Source organism: Nonomuraea sp. NPDC048892 (assembly GCF_040649735.1).
GTDB lineage: Bacteria > Actinomycetota > Actinomycetes > Streptosporangiales > Streptosporangiaceae > Nonomuraea > Nonomuraea maheshkhaliensis.
Genome location: NZ_JBEZFZ010000012.1, coordinates 60,373 through 79,167, shown reverse-complemented (window position 1 = coordinate 79,167; position 18,795 = coordinate 60,373). Strand labels below are relative to the sequence as shown.

The window sequence follows — 18,795 nt, the reverse complement described above, 5'->3', positions numbered from 1 at the left end:
CCCCGGGCACGGCCGCCGTTTCACCCGCCGGTCAGGTTCACCGGCCGCTGTTTCACCCGCTGGTCAGGTCCAGCCGGACCCTGGCCAGCCACGACCCCCAGCCGTCCTGCGGCCGGCTGTCGCGGACGCGCAGGGAGAAGCCGCGGCTGTCACCCCGCACGTCGCGCAGGTCGAGCGTGCGCTCCTCGCGGTTGGACAGATCGCGCACGTTCTCCTCCTCCCGCAGCACCGTCCGCCAGCTCTGGTCGTCGGTCGAGACCTCGACCAGGAACTGGTTGCCGATGTCCAGCGTCAGCGTGCCCCCGGTCACCCGGGCCGGCAGCTCGAACCGGTAGACGGCTGCGGCGTTGCCGTCGGTGAAGCGGGCCCGCCCGTCGTGCACCTCGCCGTCGAGCTGGGAGCCGCCCTCGTCCAGCAGCCACGGCTCCTCCGCCGGGGTGCCCGGCGTGAACTGCACGGTGTCGCCGACCACCGTCACCGTCACCCGTTCCGAGGTCGTCCCCAGGCCGGAGACCGCCGACAGCAGCACCGGATGGGACCCGGGACCGGCCGCCGTCGGCACCGCCACCTGGAACTCGACCGTTTTGGACGCTCCCGGCGCGAGGCGCCCGAAGTCCACGGACGCCGGCTCGACGGTCCAGCCCTGCGGCACGGCCGCGGTCAGCTTGCCGGTGACGGCCCGTTCTGCGTGGTTGGAGACCTTCGCGGTCAGCGTGACGCTCTCGCCGGGCGAGGCGAAGGCGCCGCCGGCCTCGACGACCAGCGGTGAGGTGGACGGCGGCGCCGCGGCGAGCAGCTCGATCTCCGACAGCGAGGTGCCGCCGGTGAACGTGAGCCGGTAGTGCGCGTATGCGCCCGGCTTCGCCACCTTGAACGGCCTGGTCTGCCGCCGCCACGGGAAGCTCTCGCCGGTCCGCTCGTCGAGCACCTTCCACTTCTGGCCGTCGGCGGAGCCTTCGAGCACCCAGCCGGTCGGATCCTCCTCGGGCCCGCCGGAGCCCGAGGTGAGCGTGTAGTGGCTCACCCGCCGCTCGCCGTCGAAGCCGTAGCCGACCCACGCGGGCAGCGCCGCCTGGGTGGCCGAGTCGTCGTCGAACAGTGCGCTCACGTCCGCGCCGCCGGCCGCCGACGCGGTGCCGCGCCCCGGCCCGGTGGCGTCACGCAGCGGCGTGGGTACCCGGTCGTCGCGGGTGATCGAGGGCGGCGCGGCGTCCGGTCCCGTGCCCCAGCGCGACGGCCGCGGCCCCATCTCGAACTCCAGCTCGCCGCCCTTGGCGAGCAGGTCGTGCGGCAGGTACGTCTTCCCGTACGGCCTGCCGTTCACCGTGAGCCCCTGCACGTACACGTTGCGCGCGCTGTTGCCCTTCGCCCTGATCACCAGCTTCCTGCCGTTCTCCAGGCGCACGGTCGCCTTCTCGAACAGCGGCGAGCCGATCGCGTAGTACGGGCTGCCCATCTGCAGCGGGTAGAAGCCCAGCGCGCTGAAGACCTGCCAGGCCGACATCTCCCCGTTGTCCTCGTCGCCCGGATAGCCCTGGCCGATCTCGCTGCCCAGGTAGAGCCGCGACAGCGCCTCACGCACCCTGGCCTGCGTCTTCCACGGCTGACCGGCGTAGTCGTACATGTAGGCGATGTGGTGCGAGGGCTGATTGCTGTGGCCGTACTGGCCCATGCGCACGTCCCTGGCCTCGGTCATCTCGTGGATGATCCCGTTGTACGAGCCGGGCGACAGCGCCTTCTCCGGGGTGGTGAAGAAGGCGTCCAGCTTGGCCGCCAGCTCGTCCGCGCCGCCGTACAGGTTGGCCAGGCCGCGGCCGTCCTGCGGGACGTGGAAGGCCATGTTCCAGCCGTTGGTCTCGGTGTAGTCGTAGCCCCACAGGCCCGGGTCGTAGGCGGCCGGCTTGCGGCGGAAGGAGCCGTCGGCGTTCCTGCCCTGGAAGAAGCGGACCGCAGGGTCGAACATGTGCACGTAGTTCAGCGCCCGGTCCCGGAAGTACTCGTACTCCTCCAGGTAGCGGGCCTTCTTCGCGCCCGTGGCGCGCCCGGCCAGCGCCTTGGCCATGTTCGCCAGGCCGAAGTCGTTGATGTAGCCGTCCATCGCCCACGACATGGCCTCGCCCGTGGACTGGATGCTGGTGTAGCCGAGGAAGACGGAGGTCGACAGGCCCTTGCGGCCCACATGGCGGGTGGGCGGGGCGACGGTGGCGTTCTTCAGCGCCGCCTCGTACGCCTTCTCCGGGTCGAAGCCGGTGATGCCCTTGAGGTAGGCGTCGGCGAAGGCCACGTCGGAGCTCGTCCCGACCATCAGGTCGGCGTAGCCGGGCGAGGACCAGCGGGCGATCCAGCCGCCGTCTTCGTACTGGCGCACGAACCCGTCCACCATCTCCCCGGCCGCGCGCGGCGTGAGCAGCGCGTACGCCGGCCAGGTGGTGCGGTAGGTGTCCCAGAAGCCGTTGTTGACGTACACCTTCCCGTCGGCCACCCGCGTGACCGGCGGTGTGCTGGTCGACGACTGCACGGCGTGCCGGTAGACCGGCGCGTCGGCGGTGCCGGTGTTCTCGAAGGCGGAGTTGGGATACAGGAACAGCCGGTAGAGGTTGGAGTACAGCGTGACGAGCTGGTCGCGGCTCGCGCCCTCGACCTCGATCACGCCGAGCTTGGCGTCCCAGGCGCGGCGCGCCCGCTCGCTGACCGTCTCCACCGTGTCGGAGGCGGAGACCTCCAGCTCCAGGTTCTTCTTCGCCTGCTCCACGCTGATCAGCGAGGAGGCGATGCGCATGTTCACCGTGCGCGCGGAGCCCGCGTCGAAGGACAGGTAGCCGAGGACGTTGTCGCGGCCCTGCCCGGTCAGCTTGCCGCCGCCGGTGACCGGGCGGTCGAAGACGGCGTAGAAGTACATGCGCGTGGCCCCGGTGGACAGGTCGCTGCGCACGTCGGAATGGCCGGTCACGACACCGCCGGACACGTCGAGGCTCAGCCCGCCGTCGTTGTTCACGTTGTCGAAGACGAGCTTCGCGGCGGAGCCGGGGAAGGTGAAGCGGGCCAGCGCCGCGTGGTCGGCCGGCGCGATCTCCGTCTTCAGCCCGTTGTCGAACGTGACCGCGTACAGGTGCGGCTGGGCCACCTCACGCTCGTGGCGGAAGGCCAGCGCCCGGCCGGTCCGCGACGGGTCGGGCACCCCCTCGGCCGCCGACGGCATGAACTGGAACGTCTGCCGGTCACCCATCCACGGGCTCGGCTCGTGGCTGGCGGTGAACGCCTGGATCTCGGGCAGGTTGGCGGCGTTGTTGGCCCGGTGGTACTCGTACAGCCAGCTGATCGAGCCGGCGTTGGTCATCGGGGTCCAGAAGTTGAACCCGTGCGGCACCGCCGTGGCGGGGAAGTTGTTGCCGCGCGAGAAACCACCGGTCGAATGGGTGCCCCTGGTCGTGATCACGTACTGCGACGGGCCGGACCTGTGCTCGCCGCGCCCCTCGTACGGCTGCCGCCGCCGCTCGGAGACGATCTTGATGTCGTCCACCCAGCCGCGGAACCCGGCCATCCCGGCCGGGCTGTCGTAGGCCACCAGGATGCGCTTGATCCGCTTGCCCCTGGCCACCTCGCCGATCCGGGACAGCTTGTAGTTCCACTGGTCGGCGTAGAGCGTCTTGGACTCGCCCTGCTCGCGCGGCGCCAGCCGGACGCCGTGCTGGTCGACCGCCTTCAGGCCGCTGAGGTAGGTGCCGTCGGAGAAGGCCAGATCCACCGAGACGTACGTGCTGGGGTAGCGCAGGTCGGCCGCGGTGAGCTCGGGGAAGACCACGTACGACAGCTCCGTCGTGGCCGTGACCGGGATGTCCACCTCGAACACCTTGTTCGTGGCCCGGCCGCCCTTGCCGGAGGTGGTGCCGCCCGCGTACTGCAGGGCGCGCAGGCCGGAGAACCCGGCGCGCGGCTTGGACACGTGGCCGCCGTGCGGCCCGTTGCCCACCTGGGTGCGCATCGCGCTGGGCGGCTTGGCGCCGGTGCTGCCGTCCGACAGCTCCCACTCGGCCAGCTGCAGCGTCGAGCCCGCGCCGACGCGGGTGACGTTGAGCCGGTAGTGCGGGTAGGCGGTCGTTCCGGCGAAGCGGTACTCCTTGCGCTGCAGGCGCGCGTCGAACGTCTCGCCGGTCCTGGTGTCGAGCGTCACCCAGGTGCTTCCGTCGAGGGAGCCCTGCAGCTCCCAGTCGCGCGGATCGCGCTCGGGGACGTCGCCCGCCGAGGTCAGGGCGTAGTGCACGACCGTCACCGGCTCCGACAGCGTGTACTGGACCCAGCCGGTGGCGGCGAAGACCAGCCACTTGGTGTTGACGTCGGTGTCGGCGAGGTTCTCCTTCGTCTCGCCGCCGCCGGTGTTCTCGCCGCTGGCCGAAATCGCGGTGATCTTGTCGGAGAGGGTGCCCTCGATGCCGCCGGGCAGCCATCCGGTGACGTCACGCGACTTCTCGGAGGTGTTGACCCAGGTCGGCTGCGGATCGCCGGGCTCGAAGGAGGAGGCGAAGGCGGCGCCCTCGGCCTTGGCCAGGCTCTGGCCGTCGCGGGCCGCCCTGCTCACCTCCCCGGCGGGCGCGGCGGGTTCGGCCGGTTTCGGGTCGGGCGGCGGGCTGTAGGAGGGGCCTGGGGTAGGGGTGCCCGTAGGGCCGGGATTCGGAATGGGAGTCGGGCCTTTCTGCGCGGTGAGCGCCGCGGTGGCGGGAGCGGCGAGTGCTAAAGCGATGAGGGGGGATAAGAGTGCGGTCAGGACGGATCTTCTCATCGGGGACCTCTCGTACGGTTCAGCGGCCAGTAAGAACATGACAACGTTGTCAACCCCGATCTGCATAGAACCTCGCAAACCCGACTCACCATGTCAAGACAGCGCTGTCAGCTCTCTCACGTCACCGCCGCCCGACCGTTCGGTTCCGTCCCCGGTTATCGGTCGAAAACCTCCGCTGGACCAGGGGATTCGAGCGGAGGCACGATCGGCGCATGTCACCTCTGATCCGCTACTCGGGAGAGTTCTCCCCGGACGTGATCGCCCGCGCCTCCGGCTCCTGGCTGGAGACCACGGACGGGCGGCGCCTGCTCGACTTCACCTCCGGGCAGATCTGCGCCACCATCGGCCATAACCACCCCCGCATCGCCGAGGCCATCCGCCGCTCCCTCGACACCGCGATCCACCTCAACTCCCGCTTCCTGTCGCCGCCTGTGCTGGAGCTCGCCGAACGGCTGGCAGCCCTGCTGCCGCCGGGGCTCGACCACTCGATGTTCGTCAGCACCGGGGGCGAGGCGAACGAGGGCGCCGTCCGCATCGCCAAACTCGTCACCGGCGGGTTCGAGGTCGTCGCGCTGACCAGGAGCTGGCACGGCATGACCGCCGGCAGCCAGGCCCTGACCTTCTCCGCCGGCCGGCGCGGCCACGGCCCCACCATTCCCGGCGTCTTCACCGTCCCGGCCCCGTACTCCTACCGCTGCCCGATCCGGCACTGCGCGGACACCTGCGACATGACCTGCCTGGAGGTCGGCTTCGAGCTCTACGACGAGCAGACCACCGGCGCCCGAGCCGCCGTCATCGCCGAGCCCGTGCTGTCGTCCGGCGGGGTCGTGGTGCCGCCGCCCGGCTACCTCGCCAGGCTGGCCGAGCTGGCCCGTGAGCGCGGCATGCTGTTCATCCTGGACGAGGCCCAGACCGGGTTCGGCCGGCTCGGCGCCATGTTCGCGATGGACCTGGCCGGCGTCGTGCCCGACCTCGTGACGCTGTCCAAGACGTTCGGCGGCGGCCTGCCGATCGGCGCCGTCACCACCACGGCCGCCATCGAGGAGACCGCCTTCGAGCGCGGGCTGATGTACTTCACCTCCCACCAGTCCGACCCGCTCCCCGCCGCCGCCGCCCTCGCGGTGATCGACCTGGTCGTGGCCGACGACCTCGCCGCCCGCGCCGCCAAGGCGGGCGAACGGCTCGGCGACCGGCTGCGGGAGCTGGGGGAGCGGCACGAGGCCATCGGCGAGGTACGCGGGCTCGGGCTGCTGTGGGGGGTGGAGCTGGTCGAGGACCGGGAGAGCAGGGAACCGGCCGCCGAACTCGGCGACGCCCTGACCGACGCCTGCCTGTCCTGTGGGCTGTCGCTGAACATCACCAAGGGCCGGGCCGCCGGCTCGACCGCCTGCCTGCGCATCGCGCCGCCGCTGACGGTGAGCGACGACGAGATCGACACGGCCGCCGAGATCATCGACAACGCCCTGACCGGCCTGGGCAGGTGACGCTCGGCCTATGTGAAGAGGGTGGCGGCCGTGCGCAGGGCCGCGCGGGTCGCCACCAGGGCCGGCCGGCTCAGGCCGTCGTCGCGTACGACGGTGAAGATGCGCCGGCCGACCCCGATGTCGAGCACCTCCACCGAGCTCTCCCGCTCCGGCCGGGCCAGATCGGGCAGCAGCGTGACCGCCTGACCGGCCCCCACCAGGGCCAGCAGGACGAGCAGGTCGGTCGCACGGTGCCGCAGGTCCGGCTGGAAGCCGCCCTTGGCCAGGCAGACGTCGCGCACCAGCCGCTCGTGGCTGGTGCCGCGGTGCCCGCCCGCCCATATGGCCCCCGCCACGTCGGCCAGCTCCCTGGCCGGATGGCCGCGGGGCACCACGAGGCGGACCCGTTCGGCGTACAGGTCCTCGAAGGTGAGCCCGCGCAGCTCCCGCCGCGGCCGACCGTCGTGGTCGTCACAGATCGCCAGATCCGTCTCGCGGCGCAGCAGCGCGTCGAGCGCCTGGTCCGACTCCAGCTCGGTGATCTCCCCGCGCACTCCCGGATGATCGCGCGCCAGCGCGGCCAGGGCCGGCGCCACCAGGTGCACGGCGGCGGTCTGGAACGCGGCCACCCGCACCACCCCGGCCACGGCCCCCGCCGCCGCGGCCATCTCGGCCTCCGCCTGCTCCACCCGGGCCAGCAGCACCTCGGCGTGCCCGGCGAGCACGTGCCCCGCCTCGGTGAGCCGCAGCCGGCGCCCGTCGCGCTCCAGCAGCCGTACCCCGGCCTCGACCTGCAGCTCGCCGAGCTGGTGCGACACCGTGGACGGGCTGTACGACAGCGCCTGCGCGACGGCGGCGATCGTGCCCCGCCGCCGGAACTCGCGCAGCAGCCGCAACCGATGGAGATCCAGCATCAGGGGCATTCTGCCCCCTCGCGCCCCCGTGCGGCTCAGTGACCGCCGGGATGCAGACCGGTCAGCCACTCCTCGAACGTCGTCGGCGTGATGCGGGCGCCTTCGCCGGGCAGCAGCACGTCGCCCGCCATCGACGGGTCGAACAGTCCCGACCACGTCGGCACCAGCTTCACCTTCCTGCCCTGCGCCTGGTGGGTGCGCCGGGCCATGTCCACGAGGTCCTGCTGCTCGGGCCCGGCGACGTCGGCGTACCGGCCCCGCGGCGCGCCCTCGGCGAGCTCCGCGAGGACGCCGGCCACGTCGGCGGGCGCGATCGGCCGCACGAGCAGCGGCGCTATCTCCGCCACGCCGTCCCGCTCGGTCCAGCTCGCCACCATGGCCGCGAAGTCGTGGAACTGCGTGGCCGGCACGATCGTCCACGGCACCGGGCCGGCGGTGACCAGGCGCTCCTGCTCCCGCTTGCCGGCGTAGTGCGCGTTGCCCTCGATCCTGTGCAGTCCGGCGATCGAGAGCAGCACGTGGTGGCGCACCCCGGCCCGCTGCTCGGCGGCGAGCAGATTGCGCGTGGTGGTCCCGAAGTAGGCCACCGTCTCCTCCCGGCCGGCCACCGGGCCGTTGATGACGTCCACGACGGCGTCGGCCCCGGCGAGGACGTCGTCGAGGCCCTCGCCGCTCAGCAGGTCGACGCCCAGCGAGCGGCTGATGGCCACGGTCTCGTGCCCGGCCCGCCCGAGCGCGGCCACCGTGAGCGCCCCGATGTTCCCCGTGGCGCCGGCGACTGCGATCCGCATGATGATCTCCCCCTCGATGACGTTGTCCGCCGACCATATCTCGGACTAAACGGATCCTCAATATCTGGGATAGGCTGGACGGCGTGAAGCTGCCTGTGAGCACCGAATGGCTGTTGCACTGCGCCACGACGCTGGCGCAGCTCGACCAGGGAGCCACCGCGTCGGCGGCGCAGCTCGCCGACTACTACGACCTGCCCGCCCCCTACCTGGCCAAGCAGTTGCAGGCGCTGGTCAGGTCCGGCGTGCTGGCGGCGACGACCGGGCCGAGAGGCGGCTTCAGGCTCGCCCGGCCGGCCTCCGAGATCACGCTGCTGAGCATCGTCGAGGCGGTCGACGGCGCGGCCTCGCCGTACGAGTGCCGCGAGATCCGCCGGCAGGGGCGGGGCGCGCTGCCGCCCGAGCAGTGCGAGCGGATCTGCGTCCTGGCCGCCAAGATGGCCGACGCGCACGCCGCCTGGCGGCGCAGCCTCGAAGGCGTCACCCTCGCCGGCATCCTCGGCGAGCTGCCCGACACGGCCCCGGCCCGCACCCGCGCGCGCCTCGCGAGCATCGCCCGGCCGGCCCCGCCGCGCTGAGGGCCCGCCCCTACTGCTTGGGCGTGACGTTGACGGCGCTGCCCGTCGGGACCGGGACGATGGAGACCTTGCCGTCCTGGATGGCCTTGTACAGGATCGCCCCCTGCGGGCCCAGCACCTTGGCCAGCTTCTCCAGCGACTTCAGCTCGGTCAGCGCGCGGGTGTTCTCCGCCTCCTGCGCCTTCTGCCGCTCCTGCGCGGCCTGCGTCTCGGTCTGGGCGTCCACTATCGACTTCGGCGGCTCGGGCTGGCGGATGATGAACTGCAGCCGCTCGAAGTACTCGCCCTGGGTCAGGCTGGAGACGTACTGGTTGGTCAGCTTGGACATGTCCTGCTCCCACAGCGCCTTCTTCGCCGGGTCGGAGTACAGCTCGCGCCAGTTGTACTTCAGCGTCGCCTCGTCCATCGCCCGCTCGACGCTGTTGCCGATGTAGAACTGCAGCATCCGCGTCCAGCCGTCCGCCTCGTACGCGGCGTACTTCTTGCCGATGTTCTCGTGGAACGCCTGCAGCTTCTTGCAGTCGGCGGCCGAGAAGTAGAACGTGAGACCACCGATCATGGTCATGATCTGGCCGTCCTTGCTGACCGAGGTGATGGGCTTGCCCTCGGACTCGGCGCGGCCGGTGAAGTCGTACGTGCGCTGCCCGTTCGGGTAGCGGTAGCCCTCGTCGCCCGGTCCCGACACGTCGCGGGTGGACGGCTTGAGGCACTCCTGGAAGGTGGTGCTGCTGAACATGCCCGCGTCGTAGACGATGCCGCCCTCGTCGGGCTCGACGTTCGTCACCGAGCAGCCCGTGAGGGCCGCCGCGGCGAGCAGGACACCCGGTAGCGTGCGTTTCACTTCGAGATCTCCTCAGGGGGAAGGTGGGAGGGTCACGGAGAGTTCAGTGATCATAGTGGGGCCTCCACGGCGGGAGCGGACCCGATCGGGCCGGGGTAGGGTGCGCGGATGATCGAGATACCGGAGGCGTTCGCGCGCGGCACCGCCGAGCGTGAGGGGCAGCGGGGAGCCGCCTGGCTCGCCGAGCTGCCCGGCATCACCGAGCACCTCTTCGAGCGCTGGGACTGCGTCCAGGAGGGCGAGATCACGCACGGTGCCGTCGGAGTCATCGTGCCGGTGCGCCGGCGGGACGGCGGCAGCGCCGTGATCAAGGTGTCGTTCCCGCATCCGGGCAACGTGCACGAGCCGGACGCGTTCGCGGCGTGGGGCGGGCGTGGCGCGGTCCTGCTGTACGAGCGCGCCGACGAGCACTTCGCCATGCTGCTGGAACGAGCCGGCACCTCCACCCTGGCCCAGGCCGCGGAGGTCGAGGAGATGGTGACGGTCGCCGGGCGCGTCAACCGGCGGCTGGCGGTCCCCGCGCCGCCCGGTCTGCCGCGGCTGCGGGAGCGGGCGGGGGAGTGGGAGGAGGAACTGCGTAAGGACGCCGAAGAACTGGCGCACACGATGCCACCGTACGTCGTGGACGCCGCCGTCGCGACGGTACGGGAGCTCGGCCGTTTCCAGCCGGACGTCGTCATCCACGGCGACCTGCATCCGGGCAACATCCTGCGCGCCGAGCGCGAACCCTGGCTGGCCGTCGACCCCAAGGGCTACGCGGGCGATCCCGCCTACGACGGAGGCACGCTGCTCAAGGCGCTCGCGCCCCGGCTCCTGGGGGCCGGCGACCTGCGCGCGGCCGTCCTGCGCGCCCTGGCCGTCTTCGCCGAGGCCGCCGAGCTCGACCACGACCGCGTGCTGCGCTGGGTCCAGTTCCACGCCGTGCGGACCGCGTTCTGGGGCCGCCGCCACGGCTACGGCATCGCGAGGAGCGGGCAGGGCCTGGACTCGCTCACCGAGCTGGCCGACCACCTGGCCACCCAGCTCACCGGCCGGCCCTCCTAGGAGTCGCGTTCCGTGAGGTCGGTGACGCGGCGGCGGAGCGCGGGCTCGTGCTCGGGGTCGGTGCACAGTGTGAGTGTCGCGCCTTCGCCGGCGGCGCCGGCGAACACGGCCAGCAGCGTGCCGAGCTGCTCGGGAGGCTCGCCGGCCAGCAGTTCCTCGGCGTGCGTCACCACCAGGGCGACCGTGCCCGCGTCGCGCAGTGAGTCGGTGAGCGCGTCCCAGTTGCGGCCGAAGTAGCCGGGCAGGCGCAGCGCCCGCGCCACCTCCGCGAAGAAGGCGGCGCGGGTCGCGCAGGCCCGCCCGTCCACCACCACGGGCGCAGGGCCGGTGGAGACCGTCAGCCAGGGCGGCAGCGGGCGTGCGGCGGAGCTCATGGCGGTCCTAGAGGCGGTAGAAGTCGGTGTAGTGGTCGGGCGTGAACCACGTCGCGCCCGTGCTCCGGTTCACGACGATCCGGTACGCGTCCCGCGCGGCGCCGCGCGACCGGCTGTAGACGTCGTACTCGTAGTAGGTGGCGCCGGCCGGAAGCTGGCCCTCGCGGTTGTAGAAGCGGCCGCCCGTGTAGTTGTAGCGGCCGTCGGGCCATGAGTACCAGCCGGCGGAGGTGGGGAAGCCCTTGCCGGCCCAGGTCGCCCTGGCCGAGCGCGCGTCGGAGCAGCGGGAGATCGTGCAGGAGTTGTAGACGTCGGCACTGGCGGGGGCGACGCCGGCCAGGCCGATGAGGGACGACAGGACGGCGAGGACGACGGCGAGCCGGGCCGGCCAGGCGGGCCGGGAAGGCGGCGGAACTTGCCGGGAGTGCGGCGGAACGGGCACGGGACAACCTCCTTGCGGGGATGTGACCATCATTGTCATGATCTCCGGCCGTGTCCCGTCGGACATAGACGAAGTGTGCCAAGGATCGGTGAACACTTCGCGCACAGCCCTCCCCACCGGAGCCCCGACCGGCCACGTCTTTCGCTTCCGCCACTGTCTTCGCGTCCGCCGCCGTTTGGGCGTCCGCCTGCGCCGGGATGCGTGCCGTACGGATGCCGCCCGGTTGTCGATCACGGACGGTCAGGTCGGCATTGTCGAGTCGGCGCCCAGGCAGACGAAGCCGGCCGCGACCGCGTACGCCTCCAGGTTGTCCCTGGCCACCTGCTGCTGTGCCTGGGCGAGGGCCGAGGCGGTGGAGTGGCCGGCAGCCAGCAGCTTGTGCAGCGCGATCATGAGGGTGGTGCTCTCGGTGTCCAGGATCGACAGGACCGGCGCCACGATCGTCCGGGTGCCCAGGGCCAGGAACGTGGCGCTGAGGCCGAGCAGTTCGTCGCCGGGCCGGACGACGAAGCGGCCGGTGTCGCAGGCGGCCAGGACCACGATCTCCGGTGCCCGGTGCAGGCGTTCGAGGTCGTAGACGGTGAGCGGGCCGTCGGCCAGGCGCAGGGAGGAGAACAGCGGGTTGCTCGGGTGGATGCGGCCGTGCGCTGCGACGTGGGCCAGGGCGGCGCCGTCCAGGTCGGCCAGCACCGCCTCCGCGCCGGCGGCGTCGTCGACCAGGGCCGGCACCGCGTGGATCGAGGCGACCCCCTCCGCCTCCCAGCGGGCTCCCGGCAGTCCTGGGCCGGCGGCCACCACGACCCGGCCGGTTTCGGTACGGGCGCGGCCCGCCTGGGTGCCGGCGTACCAGAGGGTGGCTGAGGGGGACACGCAGATCGCGCGGCCCGCGCAGGACGGCAGCAGCGACCAGGGCAGGGCCTGGATGGGGCCGCTCGGGACCAGCACGAGCGGCCGGTCGCGCAGGTCGCCGGCGAGCGGCCGCAGGAGCAGCGCGTCGAGCTTGGCGACGGTGTCACGCAGGAGGTTGAGCGCGGCGGCCTGGCTGCCCGGCACCGAGGTGCGCCGGGCCAGCCGTCGCAGCGCGAACGGCACGCGGTCGACGAGCGTGCGCACGGGCGCCAGCGGTCCCAGCGCGCGCAGCCTGCTCCGCCCGTCGACCACGGTGATCGCGTGCAGCGTGTCGTCCACCTGCACGAACTCCACCAGCGCCTGCTCTCCGAGCGCCTCCACCACCCGCCGCAGCGGAACGGGCGCGGTGGGGATGGTGTCGGTGGAGACCTTTTCCTGGCGGCGGCAGTGGTCGCGGATCTCGCGTTCCAGGGTGATCTGCCGCTCCACCAGCGCCGCGGTGTCCTCGCCCGCCGTCCGGCCCTCCTGGATCCTGGCGACCGTGATGCGGAGCTGCGCGAGCGCCTCGGCCAGGTGCCGGTCGTGGGCGGGTCTGGCCGGTCTCATCAGCAGATGGCGGGCGCGTCCCCGCTCCGCCCAGGTCAGGACGTCGGCGGGTACGCCGTCCCGCAGCGCCAGCCGCAGCCCCAGCTCGGCCACCTCCACCCGGGACTCCGACGCGTGCGCCCGCAGGTCGGTCGCCCCCAGCGTGGCGCGGTACTCGTCGTGCAGGCGTAACGCGGTGCGGACCGCGCTCTTGGCGCCGCGCGGGTTGCCCCTGGCCAGCCGTAACAGCGCCTCCGCGTGCCAGGCGTGGATGCGTTCACCGGCCGGGCCCCGGTGGCGGCGCCGCCCGGCGATCTCCCACTGCCGCTCCGCCCGCTTGGGCCGGCCGGCGTCCACGGCCAGCCGGGCGGCGATCATCCGCGCCTCCACCTCGGGGGCGGGCCAGCCGGTCTCGGCCAGTTCGGCGGCGCACTCCTCCATCTGACGCACGCTCACCCGCCCGCCGCGCCCGACGCGCCCAACAGCGGGGGCTCGTCCTGGGTCGTCGCTCATCGCCGCCAGGGACCGCAGTGCCACGAAGCGTGCCACCGCCACCCACTCGCGGCGGTGCTGGCGGCCGAAGGCGAGCGCCGCGCGGCGGGCCTCGCGTACCGCCTCCTCGTGATCGCGTACGAGATAAGCGGTGCGGGCCAGCAGCAGCCGCGCCTCCGGCAGCCCCACCTTGCGCCCGCGGCGCTCGAACTCCTGCACCGTCTCCTCGGCCGCCTCCCTGGCCTCGGCGATCAGCCCGGCCGACAGCAGCAGCTCGGTGCGGTCGGCCAGCGTCCAGCACAACTGATGGGTGTCGAGGGCACGAAAGCGGCGCTCGGCCTGGTCGAGGTAGCGCAGCGCGGCCGGCACCTCGCCGCGCAGGGCGTTGAGCCAGCCGAGGTTCTGCCACACGACGGCCAGCGACAGATCGAGATCGAGCTGCCGGCACAGCCGTTCGGCCTCCTGGAAGTCGCTCTCCGCGGCGGCGAACTCGTGCCGGTAACCGTGCACGATGCCCCGGTTCGACAGGACCCGCTGCAGCCACAGATGATCTCCCGCCCGGCTCAGGAAGGGAACGGCGAGCCGGTAGGAGGCCAGCGCGTCCTCGGGACGGCGCAGGTGGTTGAAGATCACCGCCCGCTGCGCCTCCGCCCTGGCCCGGCCGGCGCCGTGCAGGTCGGGCAGCGCCAGCTCCACCTCGGAGATCGCCTGCTCCATCCGCCCCTGGACACACCGGACGAACGCCAGCCGCAGCCGCGCCTCGGCGGCCAGCTCAGGAGAGCCGGCGCGCACGGCGAGCCGGATCGCGTCCCGCAGGTGCCGCTCCGCGGTGCGCAGGTCGGTCACGTGCAGGGCGGCGATGCCCAGGGCGCGGCAGGCCGACGAGGCGAGCTCCAGGTCGCCTCCGTCGCGCGCCCGGCGGGCGACCTCCGTGGCCAGGCCGGTCAGCCGGGCGGGATCGGCCTCGGCCAGCCTGAGCAACTCGGTGGCGAGATCAGGGGGGCTCGCACTCACCCTCGTGAGTGTGCCGTGAAAACTGCGGTCTGTGATGTATCAACCCGGCAACAACTGTTCTCTGCATGTCGGCGCGCGCTTTCACCACCCGAGCGAAGGAGACATGCGATGACGGCCGGTCATTACGGTGTGGTCCGGCGCCGGATCGAGGCGTTCTATCCCGATCAGATCGTCGTCGATCTGAAGGACGAGGCCCTCCTCCGCCACGAACTGTCCGGCCTCGGCATCAAGGCGGAGCCGATCGAGTCCAGCAAGGGCCTCGGGCTGAGCCTGTACGGGCTGGTCGGCGTGGCCGAGGCGGTCACCAGGCTCGGCCCCGACCTCGAACAGCGCGTCAGGGCGCGGGCCGCGGGCGGCTACGAGCCGGGGGAGGCGCCCACGCCGCTGGACCTGCTGCTGTTCCACCTGCGGGAGACCTCGGCCCAGAAGCACGCCGGTTACCAGCCGATCGTGGCCAAGAACCGGGTCTACGAGAACATCGAGGGCTCGCCGTACAGCGGGGGGAGCGCGGGAGACCCCAAGCCGGTCGCGGCGTTCGAGCTCCCCGCCCGCTCCGACGGCCCCAGGCGGCGGCCGCGCATCGGCGTCTTCGACACGCCGATGTACCCGCACGAGGGGCTCGCGGGCCGCTACGTCATCGACTCCCCGCGCGCCCTGCTGAGCCCGCGCCCGGAGTGGGTGTCCTTCAGCGGGCACGCCGTCTTCGTCGCCTCGGTGGCCGCGCGGCAGGCGCCCGACGCCGACTTCGTCATCTACCCGGTGCTGGACGCCGAGCGGCTCGTCACGACCTCGTGGACGCTGGCCACCCGGCTGGTGCAGAGCCTGGACGACGACCTCGACTTCATGATCATCGCCCTGGGCAGTGCGGCGGCGGACGGGCGCGAGCCGCTGACCCTGGCGCGCGCCTGCGAGCGCACGTCCGGCGTCGTCAAGGTGGCGGCCCTGGGCAACCACGGCCAGGCGAAGGAACGGGCCCCCGCCGGCGCCGTCTTCTCCGACCTGCCGGCGAACATCCCGATGTGGCCCGCCGCCAGCTCCACGGTCATCGCGGTCGGGGCGAAGGACAAGGACGGCCTGCCGGCCTACTTCTCGCCCACGCCTGAGGAGGCCCCGTGGACCGACTGCCTGGCGCCGGGCGTCGATCTGCCCGGACTGTACCTGCCGGGGGTTGTTCGGATGGCCGATCTGCACGTACCCTCCGGCAAAGTCGTCGTGAGCGACAGGCAGGCGACCTTCCCGCACCCCGGCCACGCCACCTGGAGCGGCAGCTCTTTCGCGGCCGCGTACACCGCCGGCTACCTGGCACATCAGGCCTACATCCAGGGAATCGACGCCGGAGAGGCGGCGGACCGGTTGCTGAGCGGGCAAGGTGTGGTCAAGCTGGACGGGTTCGCCGACAGTGGCATCGAGGTGGTCCGGCCCAGGAGGAACTGACCGGGGCGAGGACCGCCGGAGGAGGCGTGGTCATGCCGCAGGAGTCCGTTGTCGGAGCCCTGGTCGTCCGCGCACGCGCGGGTGACCAGGGCGCGTGGGACGTGCTCGTCGAGCGGTACGCCCCGATGTTGTGGTCGATCTGCCGGGACCAGGGGCTCGACCGCCGCGACATCGACGACGTGGCCCAGTACGTGTGGATGCGCGCGGTGGAGCACCTCGGCCGCCTGCGCGACCCCGACAAGATCGGCGCCTGGCTGGCGACCACCACGAAACACGAATGCCTGCGCGTACGCCGCTCGAGACGCAAGCAGGACCACTCCGAGCAGCTGCTCGACGTGGCCATGGCCATGGACGACCGCACCACCACGATCGAGCAGGTCGTGGAGGACGCCGAACGCGACGCCGTGCTGCGCGCCGCCTTCGCCCGGCTGTCGCCCGACTGCCGGCGGCTGCTCGGCCTGCTGATGAAAGAGATGCCCTACAACGAGATCTGCCGCCGCCTGGGGATGGCCATGGGCAGCATCGGCCCCACCAGAGCCCGCTGCCTGGCACGGCTGCGTGCGGACGCCGCCCTGGTCGCCGTCATGCGGGCGGACCTGGAATCGAGAGAAGGTGAACATCATGTCTGAGGTGTGGGACGACGAGGAACTACTCGCTCGCCTCATCGTGGCCCTCACGGCCGCAGACGCCGTCCCACGCGACTTCGTCGAGGCCGGGAAGACCGCTTTCGCCTGGCACAACATCGACGCCGAGCTCGCCGAGCTGGCCTACGACTCCGGCCTGCAACACGACGAGGAGGCGGCGCTGCTGCGGGCCGACCCGGCCGCGCTGCGGGCCCTGACGTTCGTGGCCGCCGAGCTGAGCATCGAGCTGGAGATCACCGAAGGCACGCTGATCGGCCAGCTCGTGCCGCCGCAGGCCGGGCGGATCCACGTGCTGAGCGAGTCGGGGTACTCGCACGTGGCGGCGGTGGATGAGATGGGGGTGTTCGTCCTGAACGAGAAGCCGCCGGAACCGTTCCGCCTGCAGTGCCGCACCGTCACGGGGCTGAGCGTGTCGACCGCCTGGATCAGACTCTGAGCGAGCCGCGTGCCCGGATACCGGCCATCCGCACAGATCGGTCATTTGCGCAGATCGGCCTCCGTACGTCCCGGTTCCCCCAGCGCGGGGACCAGCCGGAATCCGGTGGTGATCTCCGGACGGATCCGGATCACCTGATCCATCCCGCCCGCCACCCACGGCCGCAGCAGCCCCTTCAACCGGGCCACCTCACCGGGATCGGTCACCGCGCGTGCGACCCCGGTGACGATCACACTCCAGCCCAGGCGTTCGTGCCCGTCCAGCTCGTCCGCCTCGTACGCCACCACGGTCTCCGCCCGCGCCACCTGGACGCCGAGGATCGTGCCGGGATCGGAGCGGATCACGATGTGCCCGTCCACGACGACGTGGTTCACCGGCCTGATCGCGGGCAGCGCCTGGCGGGTGAACACGATCCGCCCGAACGGCACGCCGGCCAGCAGCCGCAGCGCCTCGGCCGCGGGCAGTTCCTGGAGCCGCCGCGTGTCATCGGCCTCCGGCGGCTGGTCGTGAAGGTACATCACCCCAGCAGCGTGCCCACCGCGGGCCCTCCGCGTACAGGGACGAAAGTCCTCTGTTCGCCACCAGACGTCGGGGAAGGTGCGGACCTAAGCCTCTGACCAGGAGGTTCGTCGGTGTGTTGTGCTGGGCACATCGTTCGGTGGAGGGGGAACGGCCATGAGCATCCGTTCGGCGAAGCACCCGCTGGAAAGCGCCATGGAGGCCGCGGTCGAGGCCGCGCGCTGGGCGCCGTCGGTGCACAACACCCAGCCGTGGGCGTTCTCGGTGTCGGGTGAGGAGATCTGCCTCAAGGCCGACACCGACAGGAAGCTGCGGGTGGAGGACGCCTCCGGCCGCGAGCTGTCGATCAGCTGCGGCGCGGCCCTGTTCACCCTGCGTACGGCGATGCGCTGCCACGGCTACGAGCCCGTCGTCCGCGTCCTGCCCGACCCGGACCGCCCGTCGCTGCTCGCCACGCTCAGGCCGGGCGCGGAGACGAACCCGGACGAGACGGTACGGCTGCTCGGGGAGCAGATCGAGCGGCGGCGCACCCACCGCGCCGGCTTCGCCGACGTGCCCGTCCCCGATCAGCTGATCGACCGGCTGGTCAAGGCGGCCGCGGCCGAGGGCGCCGAGCTGACGCCGGTACGCTCGCCGGCGGCGGTCGACGTGCTGGCCTCGCTCACCCGGGCCGCGCAGGGGGTGCAGAGCCAGGACCGGCGCTTCAGCCTGGAAGTGATCCGCTGGGCGCGCCCGCCCGGCAGCAGCCGCGACGACGGGGTGCCCGCCACGGGCTACCCCCGGCATGCCGTTCGCACCGATCCCGACTTCCCGCAACGCGACTACGCCTGGCGCCACGACTGGGGCGGCGAGGGCGGCCGCGACCCGGGGCTCGGGGTGGTGGCGCTGCTCACCACGGCCGGCGACGGGCGGGCGGACTGGATCAGCGCGGGGGAGGCGCTGCAGCACGTCCTCCTGCACGCGGCGGCGTACGGGGTCAGCGCGGCCTTTCACACGCAGGCGCTGGAGATGGAGCTGCTGCGGGAGTTCCTGAGGCGGGAGATCTGCTCGGGCGCGTACCCGCAGATGATCATGCGCTTGGGCGTCACGTTCGACGACACGACCTCGGTCCGCCGGCCCTTGTCGGATGTCACGGGGTGACGTCGTGTGGTAAGCCATTCATGCGGTCTCTTTCGGAACGCTGATATGGGGGTCGATGTCCCCTTCGGATGCAGCACGCAGCCGGCGCGGAGTGCTGTACGCGGACGCCGTCGCCGTCGTTCTGCTTGCCGGGACCGGGGCTTTATTGGTGGCCGCTCGTGGGGTGGCGACTCATGGGCTGCTGTCCACCGTGGTGAACGCCGTGGCTCAGGCGTGTGCGGCCGGCGCTGTCCTGCTGCTGGTGGTGGCGCTCTGGCGCCGGCCTGGCTCGGGGGCGTCGCTGCGGGGTCCCGTCGGCGGTGAGCGCGAGGACACTGATCGGTTACGGGCGCAGCGGGTCGCGGGAGCGCTCCACTGGAAGCTGATCCTTCTTCGATCGGTCGTCGGCATCATCATCGTTCAGGCTGCTCTGACGGCCGTATCGGCGATCCTTCCCCTGTAGGAGAGCCGCTCGCAAGATT

Annotated in this window: 16 protein-coding genes; 8 read left to right on the top strand and 8 right to left on the bottom strand. The window is 72.1% G+C overall.

Annotation, left to right across the window (positions count from 1 at the left end):
- Window positions 1-52: 52 nt before the first annotated feature.
- Complete coding sequence (locus tag AB0C28_RS33210) at window positions 53-4,777, bottom strand: GH92 family glycosyl hydrolase (protein ID WP_358079942.1); 4,725 nt, start codon at window positions 4,775-4,777, stop codon at window positions 53-55.
- Between the two features lie 212 nt (window positions 4,778-4,989).
- Here AB0C28_RS33210 and AB0C28_RS33205 point away from each other — a divergent pair, with 212 nt between their 5' ends.
- Window positions 4,990-6,261 (top strand): aspartate aminotransferase family protein, encoded by a 1,272-nt coding sequence (locus AB0C28_RS33205; RefSeq protein ID WP_358079941.1) that lies wholly within the window; start codon window positions 4,990-4,992, stop codon window positions 6,259-6,261.
- Window positions 6,262-6,269: 8 nt separating this feature from the next.
- Here AB0C28_RS33205 and AB0C28_RS33200 read toward each other — a convergent pair whose 3' ends face one another.
- The gene (locus AB0C28_RS33200; RefSeq protein WP_358079940.1) at window positions 6,270-7,154 is read right to left on the bottom strand and encodes a LysR family transcriptional regulator; all 885 of its coding nucleotides are present in this window, start codon (window positions 7,152-7,154) and stop codon (window positions 6,270-6,272) included.
- Window positions 7,155-7,189: 35 nt separating this feature from the next.
- A complete protein-coding gene (locus AB0C28_RS33195; RefSeq protein WP_357853737.1) occupies window positions 7,190-7,945 on the bottom strand; it encodes an NAD(P)H-binding protein in 756 nt (251 codons plus the stop codon).
- 83 nt (window positions 7,946-8,028) lie between these two features.
- On the opposite strand from AB0C28_RS33195, the gene AB0C28_RS33190 reads away from it, so the two are divergent.
- Window positions 8,029-8,520: an Rrf2 family transcriptional regulator gene (locus AB0C28_RS33190; RefSeq protein ID WP_358079939.1), complete on the top strand. Its 492-nt coding sequence runs from the start codon at window positions 8,029-8,031 to the stop codon at window positions 8,518-8,520.
- Between the two features lie 10 nt (window positions 8,521-8,530).
- On the opposite strand, the gene AB0C28_RS33185 is transcribed toward AB0C28_RS33190, so the two are convergent.
- Window positions 8,531-9,361 carry an SPFH domain-containing protein gene (locus AB0C28_RS33185; protein WP_358079938.1) on the bottom strand — a complete coding sequence of 277 codons (831 nt, stop codon included), beginning with the start codon at window positions 9,359-9,361 and terminating at the stop codon, window positions 8,531-8,533.
- A gap of 108 nt (window positions 9,362-9,469) precedes the next feature.
- Between AB0C28_RS33185 and AB0C28_RS33180 the strand changes: the two genes are divergently transcribed.
- Window positions 9,470-10,405, top strand: a complete 936-nt coding sequence (locus AB0C28_RS33180) for an aminoglycoside phosphotransferase family protein (protein WP_358079937.1) — start codon at window positions 9,470-9,472, stop codon at window positions 10,403-10,405.
- On the opposite strand, the gene AB0C28_RS33175 is transcribed toward AB0C28_RS33180, so the two are convergent.
- The 3 genes from AB0C28_RS33175 to AB0C28_RS33165 all read right to left on the bottom strand — a co-directional run bounded on the left by AB0C28_RS33175 (window position 10,402) and on the right by AB0C28_RS33165 (window position 14,161).
- On the bottom strand, window positions 10,402-10,779 hold the full coding sequence (locus tag AB0C28_RS33175) for a barstar family protein (protein ID WP_357853724.1): 378 nt from the start codon (window positions 10,777-10,779) through the stop codon (window positions 10,402-10,404). The genes AB0C28_RS33180 and AB0C28_RS33175 overlap by 4 nt on opposite strands.
- Before the next feature lie 7 nt (window positions 10,780-10,786).
- Window positions 10,787-11,221, bottom strand: coding sequence for a ribonuclease domain-containing protein (locus tag AB0C28_RS33170; RefSeq protein WP_358079936.1), 435 nt, complete (start codon window positions 11,219-11,221; stop codon window positions 10,787-10,789).
- A gap of 240 nt (window positions 11,222-11,461) precedes the next feature.
- Window positions 11,462-14,161, bottom strand: coding sequence for a CHAT domain-containing protein (locus AB0C28_RS33165; RefSeq protein WP_358079935.1), 2,700 nt, complete (start codon window positions 14,159-14,161; stop codon window positions 11,462-11,464).
- 108 nt (window positions 14,162-14,269) lie between these two features.
- Between AB0C28_RS33165 and AB0C28_RS33160 the strand changes: the two genes are divergently transcribed.
- The 3 genes from AB0C28_RS33160 to AB0C28_RS33150 are packed head-to-tail and all read left to right on the top strand — an operon-like array spanning window position 14,270 to window position 16,675.
- Window positions 14,270-15,595: a S8/S53 family peptidase gene (locus tag AB0C28_RS33160; protein ID WP_358079934.1), complete on the top strand. Its 1,326-nt coding sequence runs from the start codon at window positions 14,270-14,272 to the stop codon at window positions 15,593-15,595.
- Between the two features lie 32 nt (window positions 15,596-15,627).
- Window positions 15,628-16,224 carry a sigma-70 family RNA polymerase sigma factor gene (locus AB0C28_RS33155; RefSeq protein ID WP_358079933.1) on the top strand — a complete coding sequence of 199 codons (597 nt, stop codon included), beginning with the start codon at window positions 15,628-15,630 and terminating at the stop codon, window positions 16,222-16,224.
- Entirely contained in the window at window positions 16,217-16,675 is a 459-nt protein-coding gene (locus AB0C28_RS33150) for a hypothetical protein (protein WP_357853680.1), read from the top strand. Before AB0C28_RS33155 ends, AB0C28_RS33150 begins: the two co-directional genes overlap by 8 nt.
- 41 nt (window positions 16,676-16,716) lie before the next feature.
- Here AB0C28_RS33150 and AB0C28_RS33145 read toward each other — a convergent pair whose 3' ends face one another.
- The gene (locus AB0C28_RS33145) at window positions 16,717-17,193 is read right to left on the bottom strand and encodes a pyridoxamine 5'-phosphate oxidase family protein (protein ID WP_358080016.1); all 477 of its coding nucleotides are present in this window, start codon (window positions 17,191-17,193) and stop codon (window positions 16,717-16,719) included.
- A gap of 157 nt (window positions 17,194-17,350) precedes the next feature.
- Between AB0C28_RS33145 and AB0C28_RS33140 the strand changes: the two genes are divergently transcribed.
- Window positions 17,351-18,334, top strand: a complete 984-nt coding sequence (locus tag AB0C28_RS33140; RefSeq protein WP_357853674.1) for a hypothetical protein — start codon at window positions 17,351-17,353, stop codon at window positions 18,332-18,334.
- 91 nt (window positions 18,335-18,425) lie between these two features.
- Window positions 18,426-18,776, top strand: coding sequence for a hypothetical protein (locus AB0C28_RS33135; protein ID WP_357853671.1), 351 nt, complete (start codon window positions 18,426-18,428; stop codon window positions 18,774-18,776).
- The last annotated feature ends 19 nt before the right edge of the window (window positions 18,777-18,795 follow it).